Genomic DNA, 14,337 nt, shown 5'->3' on the forward strand with positions numbered 1-14,337 from the left:
CCCCCGGCTCTTACCAGACCATGCCCTGCGTAGCGTTTCGCGCGGCTTCGTCCAGCTTGTCGAGCGCTTCCGCCGGCGCCGTCGCCTCCAGCAGCTGCGCCCGCCGGCCCGTGCTCAGGAACCCGCTGGCCGAGACATGGTCCATGAAGCCCGACAGCCCCGACCAGAAGCCATGCACGTCGAGCAGGCAGAACGGCTTGGCGTGGTAACCAAGAGCATTCCAGGTCCACGCCTCGAACAGTTCGTCCAACGTGCCGATGCCGCCCGGAAGCGCGACAAAGCCGTCGCACAGCTCGGTCATCTTGGCCTTGCGCTCGTGCATTCCGGCCACCGTGTGCAGCGTGGTGCAGCCGGTGTGGGCCACTTCCTTGTCGACCAGCGCCTGCGGAATGACCCCATGCACCTCGCCGCCGCCGGCCAGAACCGCGTCGGCAACGATGCCCATCAGCCCGAGCCGGCCGCCGCCATAGACCAGGCCGAGGCCGCGCTGGACCATCTCGGCGGCAAGGTCACGGGCCATGTCAGCGAAGGCGGGATCGGCGCCCATGGCGCTGCCGCAATAAACGGCCACTCGGCGGATCACAGCTTCACGAGCTCCTTGAGGTCGGCGAGCGGGCGCGCGCCGAAATGGCTGATCACTTCGGCCGCCGCAATCGCGCCCGTCAGCAACTGCCGGTCGATTCCATAGCCCTTCGTGCGCGCCGCAAGCACGCCCGCGGCAAACAGGTCGCCGGCTCCGGTGGTATCGACCAGCTGCTGCACCGGCACGGCCGGATGGTCGGTCCGCTCACCCGCTTCCACCGCGGTCGCTCCGGCCGCGCCGCGGGTGACGATCAGCGTCGGCACATGCCGGCCCAGGCTGGCCAGCGCACCGTCCAGGTCCGCGGCGCCGGTCAGCTGGCAGACCTCGTCCTGGTTGGCGAACAAAAGGTCGACGCCGCCGCTCTCGATCAGGCCCATGAAGCCGTCCTTGCGCCCGGCAAGGCAGACGCTCTCGGACAGGGTGAATGCCACCTGGTTGCCGGCGGCATGGGCGATCTCCACTGCCCTGAGCTGGGCCGCGCGCGGTAACTCCGGACCGAAGAGGTAGCCTTCGAGCATCAGCACCGCCGAGTCCCGGATCAGCGCCTCGTCCAGCGCGTCCGGCGCCAGCCGGTGCGAGGCGCCGGGACAGGTGTTCATCGTCCGCTGCGCGTCGGGCGTGACCAGGATCAGGCAGCGCCCGGTGGGCAGCCCGGCATCGATTGGCGGCGTGTCGAACGCCACTCCGAGCGCCCGCATGTCATGGGCGAAGATGCTGCCGAGCTGATCCCCGGCGACCTGCCCGATGAACGCGGCGCGGGCGCCCATCGCCGCCAGCCCGGCCATGCTGTTCGCGGCTGAACCCCCGCTGGTTTCCCTGGCGCTGCCCATCGCCGCATAGAGCTGGTCCGCGGCCTCGGGCTCGAGCAGCTGCATCGATCCCTTCGGCAAGTCGTGCGTGCGCAGGAAGTCGTCATCGCAGGTCGCGATGACGTCCACGATGGCGTCGCCCATGGCGAGCACGTCGAAGCGGTGGGAAGGCATTGGCCGGCGCGGTTAAGCGGCTGACACAAAAGGGTCAAGAAAGCCGGATGCCGATAAGCTGTTGCGGTTGCTCGTCCGCTCACCGCGATGGCGCGGGCGGAGCGATCGCGCTCCGCCCGCCCAGCCTGCTTACTTGCCGCAGGCTTTCTTGTTCTGATTGCCGGCCTTGCGGCAATCATAGCGCACCGTCTTGCCGGTCGCCGTCTTGGTCGTGACGACCGAGGAGCGCGTCGCGGCGACCTTGGCCGCGTGCGAAGCGGCCGCCGCTCCGCTCAGTGGGCGCGGCGCAGCTTTCTTGGCGGGCGCCTTGGCGGGCGCCGCTTTGGCCGGCGCCGCCGCCTTGGCAGGGGCTGGCGTGGCGGGCGCGCCAGCCGCGATGGCCCCAGTGGACATGAGGCCGGCGGCGGTAAGTGCGAGAATGATCCGCATGTTCTTCTCCCGAGCTTTGCCGCCGCTTGTATCGGCAGCGACGCCGTTCCTACGCTCAGGTTGGATTCGCTGCAGCAACGAACCGCTGGCTCTGAACATATCTTAATCAGGAGTCTGGCTGGCGTTCACTTAGCGCTGAATGGCGCGCTTTTTTGAACCCTGTTAGGGGTCGACAATCAACGTGCCAGCCCAAGCACCCAGTCGTCGAGCGCGGCCTTGACCGCTGGATCAAGGCCGGCGCCCTTGGCGACGGCGCGGCGGACTTCCGTCACCTCGGCCTGAGGCAAGGGCTCGTAGAATTGAAGGCCGCATTCGGTCGCGCTGCGCCAGCGTACCACGGCCACCGTTTTCAGCTTCAGCACAGAAAAATAAAGCTCTTCGCCGACCGGCGGCAGTTCGCAGCCGGTGAGCCTGGCGCCCGTGGCCGACAGGTCCACAAGCACCGCCTCCAGCGTCCGGGTCAGCGTGCTGATCAGAACAAGCAACGGCGCATTTTCGCGGCTCGCCGTGCGGCGTCCTCCACCCGATGCTTTTCCGAAGGCATTCATGCTTCACCTCGCGACGCGACACGGCCCCCGTCAATGCGGAGTAAGCAGGCTGGGTTAGCGAGAGATTGCCGAACTTAGTTAATGTGCCGGAAGGTTGTGCGAAGCGTCCGCCCCTCTATGCAAGGCCCGATGTCCGGCGCGCACCACCATCATGACGATGACCATCAGCACGGCCCGATCGATTTCGGGCGGGCGTTCCTGATCGGAATCCTGCTCAACCTCGGCTTCGTCCTGGTTGAAACGGGCTATGGAATCCTCGCCAACTCGATGGCGCTGCTGGCTGACGCCGGGCACAACCTGTCGGACGTCCTTGGTCTGCTGATCGCCTGGGGAGCGTCGGTGCTGGCCCGGCGTCGCGCCTCCGAACGCTACAGCTTCGGTCTCAAGAAGGCGTCGATTCTTGCGGCCCTGCTCAACGCCCTGCTGCTCCTGCTCGCCGTTGGCGCGATCTTCGCGGAGGCAGGCCGCCGCCTGTTCGAGCCCGAAAGCGCCAACGGCGGAGTCGTGATGTGGGTCGCCGCCGCGGGCATCGCGGTCAACGCCATCACCGCCTGGCTGTTCGCCAGCGGCCGCGACCACGACATCAACATCCGCGGCGCCTATCTCCACATGGCGGCCGATGCGGCGGTCTCGGCCGCGGTGGTCGTCGCCGGCCTGCTGATCCTGCTGACCGGCCAGCGCTGGATCGACCCGGCGGCATCGCTGCTGGTGGCCGCCGTCATCCTGTGGGGGACCTGGGGCCTGCTCAAGGAATCCGTGCTGCTGACATTGGCCGGGGTCCCGAAGAAGATCGAACCGGCAAAGGTCCGGGCCGCCCTCGCCGGTCTGCCGGGTGTCGAATCCGTGCACCATCTCCACATCTGGCCGTTGAGCACCACCGAGACCGCACTGACCGTGCAGCTTGCCGTCCATGCTGCCACTGACCGCGACCAGTTGCTGGAGGCAGCGCGCGACAGCCTCACCGCGGTCGCCGACATCCACCACACCACCATCCAGATCGAAGTGGCCGGCCAACACGCCGTCGATCCTTGCGCGCACGAGCGTCACGACCACTGACGAACGCGCCTGCCCTTGCGTACGGCGGCGGAGCCGTTACGCCTCCCGCGCCATGGAACCCGTGACCCAACCCGCGCCAGCCACGCCGGCGATCCCCCGTTCGCTCTTCTTGCTCTCCATCTTCTACGGCGGAATGGTCTGCATCGCGGGCGTGCTCGGCAACAAGCAGGTGGCGCTCGGCCCGCTCGCGGTCGAGGCAGGCATCTTCGCCTTCCTGCTGCTGGTCGTGACCAGCTCGTCCATCGCCGAACTGCACGGCCGCGAAACCGCCAACCGCCTGGTGCTGTGGGGCTTCATCCCACTGCTGGTCAGCTTGGCCCTCACCATTCTGGTGCTCAACGTCCCGGCCGCGCCAGCGATGGACCCGGCTCGCCTGTCCGCGTTCGAAACGATGATGAACGGCACGCCGCGCATCTGGCTTGGCGGGATCGTTGCCTACGGACTGTCGACCCTGCTCAACGTTACCATCTTCACGCGCCTCAAGGGCCAGGAAGGGTCACGCCTGCTGTGGCTGCGCTCGGCCGTCGCGTCCGGCCTCAGCCAGATCGTCGACACGCTGATCTTCATCGGGATCGCCTTCTACGGGGTGTTTCCGATCGGTGAGCTGCTGCTGGGGCAGATGCTCGCCAAGGTCACGCTGTCGATTGTGCTCGTTCCGCCACTCATCTACTTTTTCGTGTGGCTTGGGCGCCGCCTGGACGCTCCGCAGTCTTGATTGAGTCATAAACGACTGCTGTAGGACGCGCACGAGTCGCCGGGGGGCGGCTGGGGACGTTGTTCAAAAGCAACAGTGTTAGGGCAATGCGGTGGCTTCCTGCTGGAAGTCACCCCGCTGTCTTAAACCTTCCCTAGCGGCCCCCTTGCACTCGCTGATGCGAGACGACTTTCAAATTCATCTTCGGGGATGCTCTTCGTGAAAAAGCTGCTGCTCACCACCTGCGCGCTGGTCGCCTTTCCGACCGCCGCTTACGCCCAGTCGACCGGTACGATCGCGACCGAAGAAGAGAACACGATCACGGTCACCGGCACGCGCGTGCGGCAGGTGGACGGCGTCACCGTTCCCGACACGACCAAGGCCAAGGCGCAGGTGAACCAGGAGTTCATCAGCCGCCAGGTTCCGGGCAACACGCTTCTGAACTCGCTGAACCTCGTCCCCGGCGTCAACTTCACCAACTCCGACCCGTACGGCAGCTCGGGCGGTAACATCCGCATCCGCGGCTTCGACGGCAACCGCATCAGCGTGACCTTCGACGGCGTTCCGCTCAACGACAGCGGCAACTACGCCATCTTCTCCAACCAGCAGCTCGATCCCGAACTGGTGGAGCAGATCAACGTTGGCCTCGGCGTCACCGACGTCGACTCGCCGACCGCTTCGGCCGCCGGCGGCACCATCAACTATCGCACCATCGTTCCCAGCCGGAAGATGGGCGTGCGCCTGGTCGGCTCGGTAGGCGACTTCAACTACCGCCGCGTGTTCGCCGAGTTCGACACGGGTGAGTTCGGTCCGTGGGGCACCCGCGCGTTCATCAGCGCCAGCCGCGCGATCAACGACAAGTTCAAGGGCCCGGGCCAGATCAAGAAGAAGCAGTTCAACGCCCGCATCTACCAGGACCTGGGCAACAACGGCGACTTCATCTCGCTCGCCGGCCACTACAACGAGAACCGCAACAACTTCTATCGCAACCCGTCGCTGACCGACCTGCGCGGCATCTACAGCGCAGTGAACGGCACTGTCCTGCCGGCGGCCCCGACCTCCACCACCCCGTTCACCCTGCTGGTGCCGTCGGGCGCGGTTGAGGACGCGCTGCTTGGCCGTGGTCCGAACGCGTTCGAAAACCTCGCCAGCTGCAATCGCACGATCCCCGGCCCCGGCCAGCAGAACGACAATGGCGGCACCGGTCCGAACGGCACGGGCACCAATGCGCCGGCGATTGACGGCTCGACGGCCAACAACCCGCTGAACTCGGCGAGCTGCTCGAACTTCTACGGCGTGCGTATCAACCCGTCGAACACCGGCAACATCCGTGGCTCGTCTCGCTTCACGCTTGGTCAGGGCCTGCTACTGACCGTCGACCCGAGCTATCAGTATGTGCTGGCCAACGGCGGCGGTTCGACCACCATTGCGGAGACCAGCCAGCGCGTTCGTGGCGCGACCACGCTTGGTGGCGTCGACTATAATGGCGACGGCAACTTCGGCGGCACCGCGACCCAGCCGGACACGATCCGCTTCTTCACGCCGAACAACACCAACACGCACCGCCTCGGTCTGACCAGCTCGCTGCTGTGGGAGGTCAACCGCGACCAGCGCATCCGTGTCGCTTACACCTACGACCGTGCCCGTCACCGCCAGACCGGTGAGTGGGGCTTCCTCGACGCCAACGGCTTCCCGCTGAGCCCGTTCGGCGGCCGCGAGGCCGGCCAGGTGGTCGACGCTTCGGGCTTCAAGTTCCAGCAGCGTGACCGCCTGAGCTATGCCATCCTGCACCAGATCTCGGGTCAGTATATCGGTCGCTTCTTCGATCGTAAGCTGCGGGTCGAGGTCGGCATCCGCCGTCCCTTCTTCATCCGCAACATCCAGACCTTCTGCCCGATCCAGGCGACGGATGGCTTTGCCTACTGCACCAGCCAGAACATCCTGGCGCGCGGCACCACGATCACGGCTCAGCCGGCTGGAACCCCGGACTTCACCATCCCGATCTACGTGAACCCGGGTGACGTGATCCCGTCGCAGGCGACTGGCACGCTCGCGCGCAAGTACACCTTCGTCTACGCGCCGTTCAAAGCCCGCTACAAGTACGGCAAGATCCTGCCGAACATGGGTTTCACCTACAACTTCACCCCGGCGGTCAGCGTCTTCGGCAGCTATGCCAAGGGCTTCTCGTCGCCGCGTACCGACAACCTTTACCGCGCGCCGGTGGTGAATGTGCAGCCGGAGTCGACCAACGCGTTCGACCTCGGTGCCCGCTACACCAACAGCCGTATCCAGGCGCAGGTCAGCGCGTGGAAGATCGACTACAAGAACCGGATCGTCACCTCCTTCGACCAGGAGCAGGGCATCAGCATCGACCGCAACGTCGGCAAGGTGAAGAGCTACGGCTTCGACGCCAGCATTGCCGGCAAGGCGACCCGCTGGCTGTCGCTGATCGGCATGGCGAGCTACACCAACGCCAAGCTGAAGCAGGACGTGCTGATCGGCACCGTCGCTGCCGGAACGGCGCTGCCCAGCGGCCTGTTCTACTGCAACGGCGTTGCCCCGACGGTCGCCTCGGGTCCGGTCACGACCTGCGCCCCCACCGCCGGCAAGTTCGTCACCGAAACCCCGAAGTGGCAGGTCGGCAGCCGCGCCGAGGTCGACTTCGGCTGGGTCTCGGCCGGCATCCAGGCCAAGCGGGTTGGCTCGCGCTTCGCCACCGACGTGAACGATGTCCGCACCCCGGCCTACACGCTGGTCGACGCTGACGTCCGCCTCTCGGCCGCGCCGCTGGGCTTCAAGAAGACCTACCTGCAGCTGAACGTGACCAATCTCACGGACAAGTTCTACTACGGCAACATCTCGACGCAAATCCGTCAGGGCGACAATCCGAACTTCTCGATCGGTGGACCGCGCACCTTCCTGGCGACCCTGAACGTCGGCCTCTAGGCCGACCGACGGGTTCGCTCGGGCGGACAGGAAACAGGGGCGCCGCGGGAGACCGCGGCGCCCCTTTTCTTATGCGCTCCGCTGTGGCAATCGGCCGCTCGGCGCTTGGCCCCACGATGGGCGGGTATGATGTAATGGTAGCCTGTCAGCTTCCCATGCTGAACGCGCGGGTTCGATTCCCGCTACCCGCTCCAACCCTTTGCTTCTGGTGGTTTCGGAGGGTCTCAATGGCCTCCGTTTCGCTCTAGTAGAAGCCTCCGCGATCGTCTCTCACGCTCTCGCGAGGTCTCGCGCTACATGGGGCCTTTTGGGGGGCTCTCGTTTCTCGTTTTGCGGGCCTCGAGTGCTGACGGATGCACGCTGCGGGACTGCCAAGCCCGCAGCGAAACGGGACGGAAGCGGACAATTCAGCGTCCGCTGACCAAACGCTTTCTTGTGGCCGGACTACAAAGGATAGTCCGCCGATTGATCTTATTAGTCGGAGCCTTCGACCTGGCTGAACACCGGTATCATACAACGGTGCATCAGCAGGACATCAGCGAGCAACGCAGCTCACGCCGGCCCACATGTCCGTGATGCGGGCATTAGCCTGTGTCCCGCCGAACAGGCCGTGATAGTCTCCGGCAGTAAATTCGTTGCCAAGGCTACTCTGGCGGACGACCACCGGCGGACCGATTGCGTCCTCCAGCTCGGCGCGTGTGGTGCCGATGCCGATGCCGTCTGCGGTGACGATTGCGCGCCGGGCGCGGCTGTCGATCCCCCATCCAGAGAATTTCCCATCCCTGAACACGAGGCTAAGGCCGTCCGCCCAACTGGCATACTGAACCGGACCTGCGCCGCAATCTACGTTCGTGCCCATTGCGGCCTTGCCACGGACGCGCTCAATAGAATTGAGAACTTCGGCTTGCTCGGAGCCGAATGGAAGCGGACGAGCACTGCCGTTTTGCGGCATGAACCAACGCAGGCCTTCGGGATCGAGTGCGAGCCTCGGCTCCACACGGGCAACGGCAGGCGTGACGACATTCTCTGTCGAAGCCGCAACGTTCATATTAGTTTCGATGTCTTCCGCGCTGTTGGGCGCTTGCCCAATGGAACGAGACTCCGCAATGGCCGGCTCGTCCGACGGGGCGCTGCAGCCGGCAACCATCCCCATGATGGCACAAAGAGCTGCGGTAGGTTTCATCTGTGCCAAGCGGATCGCGAGAGCTATGGTTCCTCAAGGACGGCTATGCCCATGACCGGCGTGTAGCGGAGCGTCGGGAGCGGTCGATCAACGACATGAACCATCAACTCAACGAAGGTCAGCTCCTGCGCTTCAAGGCTTGAGAACCGACCTTCTGCTAACGGCCAGTTCAAGGCGCGTGGTCACAGTCACCCGGCCTTCAAACCCGACGACCGCTATGGGTGGAAAGCGGACATCACGATACGGGTGCCCTCATTGCCGAGGCGTGGCTCTAAGAGCGGTGACGAACTCCAACCACGGCTGAAGTTGTCCGCTTCGTCGTGTAACGGTAAACGAACAATCGATGTCCGTCCCAACATCCGGCTGGCGTCAGCGTCATGTTGGGCGGGCAATGAATGTGTGCCTGGTGGAAGCACACGACGCCCTTCATCTTTGGCGGACAATCGGTCGGCCCGGTTGCAAGTGCGGCGAACAAAAGCGGCAGGATCATCACGCCTCCTCATTTCGTGCGCACACTGCAAGGTGGAGCAAATGTCCGCAATGGGTCGGAAGCGGACGTTCCGCTTCAGTGTACTTGCTCCGCTGAGTGCTCGTGCTCGTGCTCTTGCTCGTGCTCGCCATGACCTGCCTGACGCGCGTGATCCGGACCAGCGACAGGAGCTTCGGTATCCATGCCATGAGCAGTCATGATCTCGTCGTGATCAGCGGGAGCACTCGCGATCGCCGCCCTGTATTGTTTCGGAGACATCTTGGGTAGCTGCCGGATGAAAGCCACCATGTCCCAGATCAGCTCATCATTGTGGGTCTTGCCCCAAGCAGGCATGGCACTGAGCTTCACCCCATGCTTGATGATCCAGAACTGCTGAGCAGCTGAGCGTGCGGCAGTCGTCGTTAGGTTTGGAGCTGCCGGGTAAAGGCCTTGGCTCAGCTCCGACGGCTCAACGCCTGGCCCGAGATGGCAGCTCGTGCACATCTCCTGGTAGAGGCCAGCCCCCGCTTCGATCCGAGCCGGCGTTGCTAGATCCTTGGGTGCAACGATGTCGCTCGATTGGCGCGCGATGGCACGCTCCCGTAACTGCCTCAGCAAGCCATAGACAAGCTGAGAGTGCGGCGCGTCAGCTCCGATGTTGTAGATACCGGCATAGATGAAGATACCGCCGAACGCAGCCATGAGGATCAGAAAGAGCGCCACGAAAGCAGCGCTCGGGAAATGTCGCTTTAGCAGTGCCATCGCTCTATCCTCAGTTGAGCTTCAGTCGGACAAAGCCCATTGCACCGAGCGGATGATGCCCGCCGTACAGAGGTGCGAGGGCATCAGGGACAAAGTTAACGGAGGCCAGCCCGCCAACGCCGAACGAGAGATGGTCAGCGATCCTGAAGTCGCGAACGGCGCCTAGGGAGGCTTTGCCCACCCGATAGGAAGGGCCATCCTCGACATCGATCAGCTCACGGTTTTCCGTCAGCTCAGCGCGGCCGAAGACAGTCCATTGCCGGCGCTTCAGAGAGGCCTCTGCAGCAAAGCCGTCGTCGCTATGCCCGTGCGCAGTCTTTCGACCCCAGGCCAGAGTGCCGGCAAGCTTCCAACCGGGAGCGACTTCATCCGCCCACAAGGCGCTTGCCGACCACCTCTTCTGGTTCACGCCGGGCTCAAGCTCCTCAGGGTCCACGAAGTGACCCCAACTGCCTTGGAGAGCCAAGGTACGAGTGGGGTTCCAAGATGCCCGAACCGCGGTCGAATCCAGCGGATCTGTTTCAATGTTCCAGCGGTGCTCGTCGGGCTCCCTGCCATTGAAGCGGCTGGCCTCAACCTTGAAGCGGTCTAGCACTATGCCAGCCGTTAGAACGCCGAAGCTGATGTGCGTCGAGTCAAGCCAGTGATGCGTGATCGGAGCCTCAGGCGAGTCCATGATGGCCTCGCGATGCATGAAGGCCGGCGGTCCAAACGCCGGCTCGCCTGGAAGTCCGGCGTAGACGAAGACGCTGCTTTTCGGGCCGATGTTCTGCGACGCTGACGCCGACAACTCCATGAAGAGGTCATGGGGATGCTGCCGATCGATCAGCCGGTCGCGGCCATTGGCCGTCTCTCCGCTGGCGAGCAGCAAGGGATAGCCCCTCGGGCCCATCACGGGGTCAGGACTGAGCATCGCCTTGAACTGCAGCGTTCCATTGCCGAGCGGACGGCGCGCCATGCCCATGAGCATGCCTGAGGGAAACACCTTGTCGGCGCCGCGAGGGCCACCCTGATGATCGGCAACAAGATTGAGCACGCCATGAGCCATGAGCGTCCAGTCTCCCGACATAGCCATCATACCTTCGTGCTCGGACGTATCGGGTTGCCACGCCGTGCCTGAGCTTTCCCGTTCCATCGGATAGGAGCCGAACGCACCGTTCATCGCCATGTGATGACCGTGCCCGTTCATTGGCATGCTCATCTGAGCCATGGAGCCGTGATCCATCTGCGAGTGGTCCATCTGCCCGTGATCCATTGGCATGGTCATCTCGCTGCTCGAACCAGCCGGCGGGGGCATCGTCATGCTGTGCTGCATCGCTGAGTGTTCGGGCGATGTCGCTGCGCCTTCTTGAGTCGGCAGCGACATCTGCATCGAACGATGATCCAACGGCATGGTCATGCCGTGAGCCATGGGCTCGTGGCTTGAAGGGGTCGCCGAACTCTTGGGAGCCGACCTTCCCCCGACAGTCGCCTTGGCAGTACGCTTCCTAGTCCCAGCCGTCGACTTAGCTGCGGGCTTCTTCTTGGTAGTCACCTTCTTGGGAGCCGCCTTTTTGGCGGACGCCTTCGAAGGCATCGGCATCGTCATGCCAGGCATGTTCATGTGCTGCGCATGCGCGGCGGCTGGCGTCAGCGCGAAGGCGCTGACGGCGACAAGCAAACTCATTCTCACGGTGCATCTCCAAACAGGAGCGACGCGATTGCGCGCCGCCCCTGCCCTGGTTTCTCAACTAGCGGACTGCGTGGCCTTAGTGCTTCTTGGCCATGTCTTTGCAGCAATCCTTGCAGCAGTCCTTGGGGGCTGCGGCACGATGCTGTGCATGCTGTGCGTGCATGCCCGACATCGAATGCGCGGGAGTTGAGGGCTGAGCAGCAGCAGCGGCTGCGGCGATAACCAAAGTGATCATTGTCGTTCTCCTGAGTTTCGTTGGGTCGTTCGAAGCTCAGGCAGTCTTTGGAGGAGGGGTAGAGGTCTCGATCTCAATCCCCCTCAGAGCCAAACGCGCGACTTGGTATGCTACCTGGCGGGCAGTGCGGGGGGCCTCACCGTGGGCCGCATCTTGGGCGGGCAAGGCCGAAGCACAGGCCATTGAGCAAGGCGCTAAGGTATCGCTACCATGTCGTTTGTTCGTCTGTTCGGGACAATGCTGCATCACCATGCCGGCCATCGCAGCTTGGTGATCGGTAGCTGGCACCGTTGCAGCCGCCGACGCCATGCCAAGCGGCATAAGCAGCACCGCTAATAGAAGCAGCAATTTGGCAGCGAGCGTTTGCACCGGCCCCACATAACCCTTCACATCGCCACCATCCAGATCGCCATTCCGATCATCATCAGGTTCTCGATCAGCGAAATGAAGCCAAGTGGCACGTTACTCGAACCGCCGACGCACGCACATTTCAGCTCACGCTTGTCGATATATACTGCCTTGAAGACGGAGATGGCTCCCACAGTGCCGATGAATAAAGCAACCGGCACAGCGAGCCAGGTTAGCGCTCCGGCTACCATCAACACGCCAGCCGCGCCTTCTGCGAAGGGATAGATGTAGCTGTAGCGCACCCACCGCTTTGCCAGCAGGTCGTAGTTCAGGAACATGGTCGCGAACGTTTCGACGTTCTGCAGCTTGAGCAATGCAAGGACCGTCATTGACATGGCGATGAACCACTGAACGGTACGCGCCGAAAGCACGTCACCTGTCACCGCATAGCTCGCCGCCATGGCCATGAGGGCTGTCATGGTGAAGAGAGCGACTACAGGCCGGTAGGTGGTAGCCTTCGGGTCCGTTAGTCGCTTGCCTAGGAACCGCCTGAGGTCATCATAACCTCCTACCCGTTCGCCCCCGATGAAGACCTGCGGAGTCGTCGGGACGTTGTGCTCACTCTTGAACGCGTCCGTTTCCTCACGCGTCGTCAGGTGATGATCCTCTACCTCGTAGCCCGAGCGCTTAAGCAGGTCCTTCGCCTTGAGGCCGTACGGGCAGGTGTGGGTTGGCATCACCATGCGGTAGAGCACAGCCCTCTTCGTGGCGGTGGGATGATTGGCCATGTCAGACATGTCGCTCTCCGTTGTAATCAACTCAGCGCCTATATAGGGTCCGTACCATGGTACGGGCTCAAGGACTTTCTTGGCTCACGATGGGCAAACTCGCTTCGGCTGGAGCCGTCAGCGTTGAGACAATCAGCTTCTATCAGCGCAGAGGTCTATTGAGCGAGCCAACGCGGGAGCAAGGTATCCGGCGTTAGGGTGGTGAGGACGTTCGCAGGTTCAAATTCATCCGGAAGGCGCAAGCGGCCGGCTTCACTCTCGAGGAGATCAGAGAACTTCTGGAGCCTGATGGAAGCGGAGATCGCAGCCCGGGCTCGTCAGCTCACCCTAGCGCGTGTCGAAGCACTCACGACCAAGATCGAGCAGCTTCCGCGAGCCAGAGACACGCTGACCCGCCTCGCTCACGAATGCAGCCATGCAAAACGCGGCTCCTGAAGGAATGTCCGCAATGGGTCGAAAGCAGACATACGAGTTACATGTATGCCAGATCCGGAAGTCAGGCGATGTGCCTCTAGCGAGCAACCACAACATCTCCCGTCCCGACGACGACGGGATACTTTGCCGGCGCCCGTCCGACCTGCGTCAATTCGGTAAAGTAAGCTGGCTTGGTGGTCACGCCCGCCAAGCCGAAAGCAGAGCGTCGTTCGAAGTGTGTATGCACACCGCCGGAGGCGCCAGAGTTGCCCATCGCGCCTAATCGCTGGCCAGTGTGGATGAACTCCCCGGGTCTTACAACTACGCTGCCGTTCTTCAGGTGCCCGACGAGAGTAAACTCCCTAGGAGCGTGCCGCAGCAGCACGTAGTTCCCGTAGCTGGACATCGGATTGCTTCGCGAGGGGCGGTCGAGCCAATGGTCAACCGTACCAATAACGACGTTATCAGGCTGCCCATCGTGAACCGCAACTACCTCGCCACTTGCGGCGGCGCGAACCGGCTTTCCCCAGCCGAACCACTGGTCCATCCGGCTGCCATCCCCTGAAAAGTATCGGCCGGTCTCGTCGACAACAACAATGTCCAGGCCGAAGCGTTGGAAGTTGTCGCGGATGCCCATCTGCTTAGACCAGTCGTCATCATAAGCTCCGCGCCGATGGTGGGACAGTTGATCGTAGCCGTCGTAGATGAGCGCGCGGCCGGCAATTGGGAATTTCAGCACGTAGCTGTTCCTGCACCGCGCGGGCACGGTACTGACCGACTGAGGCACGCGTTTTCCCGCCAGCAACACCTCGAAGGTCAAAGTCTTGCCGACCACGTCACCTGCAAAGCTGAAGGGGTTATAGATGATGTTCGTCGATTTAGGCTTCAGCTGACCACCACCTGATAACAAGCCGAGGCTTTGCTGCCACAGAATGCGCCGCTCGAGCATATGGCCACGCTGATCTCGAACTACCGCATGCAGCTCCTCGATTTGCTGCGTTTCGTCACCTCTGTTTGCGATCACGATGTCGACGTTCGGATATGATCCAGCGCCATCCGTGGCGCAGACCTGGGATGGGTTGAGGAAGAGGTCGAGCGGCAGGTCCCCCGCTATCGCCGGCTGGCTCATGCCGAGTAGTGACGTCGTCGTCGCGAGGACTTGCAGGCGGATCTTTGCCATCAAACCTCCGGTAAAGATCGGGTGTGTTGGTCGCATAAATCACAGGA

At 63.2% G+C, this 14,337-nt stretch carries 14 protein-coding genes and 1 tRNA gene; 6 read left to right on the forward strand and 9 right to left on the reverse strand.

Going from position 1 to position 14,337, the window contains the following annotated elements:
- Positions 1-10: 10 nt before the first annotated feature.
- From M8312_RS05855 to M8312_RS05870, 4 genes are all read right to left on the reverse strand, one after another.
- Positions 11-580 (reverse strand): LOG family protein, encoded by a 570-nt coding sequence (locus M8312_RS05855; protein WP_250119714.1) that lies wholly within the window; start codon positions 578-580, stop codon positions 11-13.
- On the reverse strand, positions 580-1,566 hold the full coding sequence (locus M8312_RS05860) for an adenosine kinase (protein ID WP_250119440.1): 987 nt from the start codon (positions 1,564-1,566) through the stop codon (positions 580-582). The genes M8312_RS05855 and M8312_RS05860 overlap by 1 nt, the downstream gene beginning before the upstream one ends.
- A 129-nt stretch (positions 1,567-1,695) precedes the next feature.
- On the reverse strand, positions 1,696-1,995 hold the full coding sequence (locus M8312_RS05865) for a hypothetical protein (protein WP_250119441.1): 300 nt from the start codon (positions 1,993-1,995) through the stop codon (positions 1,696-1,698).
- 176 nt (positions 1,996-2,171) lie between these two features.
- Complete coding sequence (locus tag M8312_RS05870; RefSeq protein ID WP_284070205.1) at positions 2,172-2,543, reverse strand: PilZ domain-containing protein; 372 nt, start codon at positions 2,541-2,543, stop codon at positions 2,172-2,174.
- Between the two features lie 129 nt (positions 2,544-2,672).
- On the opposite strand from M8312_RS05870, the gene M8312_RS05875 reads away from it, so the two are divergent.
- From M8312_RS05875 to M8312_RS05890, 4 genes are all read left to right on the forward strand, one after another.
- The gene (locus tag M8312_RS05875) at positions 2,673-3,599 is read left to right on the forward strand and encodes a cation diffusion facilitator family transporter (RefSeq protein WP_250119443.1); all 927 of its coding nucleotides are present in this window, start codon (positions 2,673-2,675) and stop codon (positions 3,597-3,599) included.
- 52 nt (positions 3,600-3,651) lie between these two features.
- Positions 3,652-4,314 (forward strand): queuosine precursor transporter, encoded by a 663-nt coding sequence (locus M8312_RS05880; RefSeq protein ID WP_250119444.1) that lies wholly within the window; start codon positions 3,652-3,654, stop codon positions 4,312-4,314.
- Positions 4,315-4,512: 198 nt separating this feature from the next.
- Positions 4,513-7,239: a TonB-dependent receptor gene (locus M8312_RS05885; protein WP_250119445.1), complete on the forward strand. Its 2,727-nt coding sequence runs from the start codon at positions 4,513-4,515 to the stop codon at positions 7,237-7,239.
- A gap of 120 nt (positions 7,240-7,359) precedes the next feature.
- A tRNA-Gly gene (locus M8312_RS05890) sits at positions 7,360-7,433 on the forward strand.
- A gap of 341 nt (positions 7,434-7,774) precedes the next feature.
- On the opposite strand, the gene M8312_RS05895 is transcribed toward M8312_RS05890, so the two are convergent.
- The 3 genes from M8312_RS05895 to M8312_RS05905 form a co-directional block, all read right to left on the reverse strand.
- Positions 7,775-8,422 carry a hypothetical protein gene (locus tag M8312_RS05895; RefSeq protein ID WP_250119446.1) on the reverse strand — a complete coding sequence of 216 codons (648 nt, stop codon included), beginning with the start codon at positions 8,420-8,422 and terminating at the stop codon, positions 7,775-7,777.
- A gap of 565 nt (positions 8,423-8,987) precedes the next feature.
- Positions 8,988-9,614 carry a c-type cytochrome gene (locus tag M8312_RS05900; protein WP_250119447.1) on the reverse strand — a complete coding sequence of 209 codons (627 nt, stop codon included), beginning with the start codon at positions 9,612-9,614 and terminating at the stop codon, positions 8,988-8,990.
- Positions 9,615-9,663: 49 nt separating this feature from the next.
- Positions 9,664-11,052, reverse strand: coding sequence for a hypothetical protein (locus tag M8312_RS05905; protein WP_250119448.1), 1,389 nt, complete (start codon positions 11,050-11,052; stop codon positions 9,664-9,666).
- Positions 11,053-11,176: 124 nt separating this feature from the next.
- Between M8312_RS05905 and M8312_RS05910 the strand changes: the two genes are divergently transcribed.
- Positions 11,177-11,515, forward strand: a complete 339-nt coding sequence (locus M8312_RS05910) for a hypothetical protein (RefSeq protein ID WP_250119449.1) — start codon at positions 11,177-11,179, stop codon at positions 11,513-11,515.
- A 431-nt stretch (positions 11,516-11,946) separates the two neighbouring features.
- Here the strand turns inward: M8312_RS05910 and M8312_RS05915 are convergent, their stop codons facing one another.
- On the reverse strand, positions 11,947-12,696 hold the full coding sequence (locus tag M8312_RS05915) for a glutaredoxin family protein (RefSeq protein WP_250119715.1): 750 nt from the start codon (positions 12,694-12,696) through the stop codon (positions 11,947-11,949).
- A gap of 227 nt (positions 12,697-12,923) precedes the next feature.
- Here M8312_RS05915 and M8312_RS14480 point away from each other — a divergent pair, with 227 nt between their 5' ends.
- Positions 12,924-13,211 (forward strand): MerR family transcriptional regulator, encoded by a 288-nt coding sequence (locus M8312_RS14480; RefSeq protein WP_349773300.1) that lies wholly within the window; start codon positions 12,924-12,926, stop codon positions 13,209-13,211.
- Here the strand turns inward: M8312_RS14480 and M8312_RS05925 are convergent.
- Positions 13,208-14,290: a M23 family metallopeptidase gene (locus tag M8312_RS05925; RefSeq protein ID WP_250119450.1), complete on the reverse strand. Its 1,083-nt coding sequence runs from the start codon at positions 14,288-14,290 to the stop codon at positions 13,208-13,210. The genes M8312_RS14480 and M8312_RS05925 overlap by 4 nt on opposite strands.
- Positions 14,291-14,337 lie beyond the last annotated feature (47 nt).

The organism is Sphingomonas sp. KRR8, from assembly GCF_023559245.1.
Classification (GTDB): Bacteria; Pseudomonadota; Alphaproteobacteria; order Sphingomonadales; family Sphingomonadaceae; genus Sphingomicrobium.

Excerpts from the sequence above, each read along its gene's own strand:
- M8312_RS05875 (WP_250119443.1), top strand. The coding sequence starts at position 2,673 with ATGTCCGGCGCGCACCACCATCATGACGATGACCATCAGCACGGCCCG.
- M8312_RS05870 (WP_284070205.1), bottom strand. The coding sequence starts at position 2,543 with ATGAATGCCTTCGGAAAAGCATCGGGTGGAGGACGCCGCACGGCGAGC.
- M8312_RS05880 (WP_250119444.1), top strand. The coding sequence starts at position 3,652 with ATGGAACCCGTGACCCAACCCGCGCCAGCCACGCCGGCGATCCCCCGT.
- M8312_RS05865 (WP_250119441.1), bottom strand. The coding sequence starts at position 1,995 with ATGCGGATCATTCTCGCACTTACCGCCGCCGGCCTCATGTCCACTGGG.
- M8312_RS05905 (WP_250119448.1), bottom strand. The coding sequence starts at position 11,052 with ATGACCATGCCGTTGGATCATCGTTCGATGCAGATGTCGCTGCCGACT.
- M8312_RS05915 (WP_250119715.1), bottom strand. The coding sequence starts at position 12,696 with ATGGCCAATCATCCCACCGCCACGAAGAGGGCTGTGCTCTACCGCATG.
- M8312_RS05925 (WP_250119450.1), bottom strand. The coding sequence starts at position 14,290 with ATGGCAAAGATCCGCCTGCAAGTCCTCGCGACGACGACGTCACTACTC.
- M8312_RS05895 (WP_250119446.1), bottom strand. The coding sequence starts at position 8,422 with ATGAAACCTACCGCAGCTCTTTGTGCCATCATGGGGATGGTTGCCGGC.
- M8312_RS05860 (WP_250119440.1), bottom strand. The coding sequence starts at position 1,566 with ATGCCTTCCCACCGCTTCGACGTGCTCGCCATGGGCGACGCCATCGTG.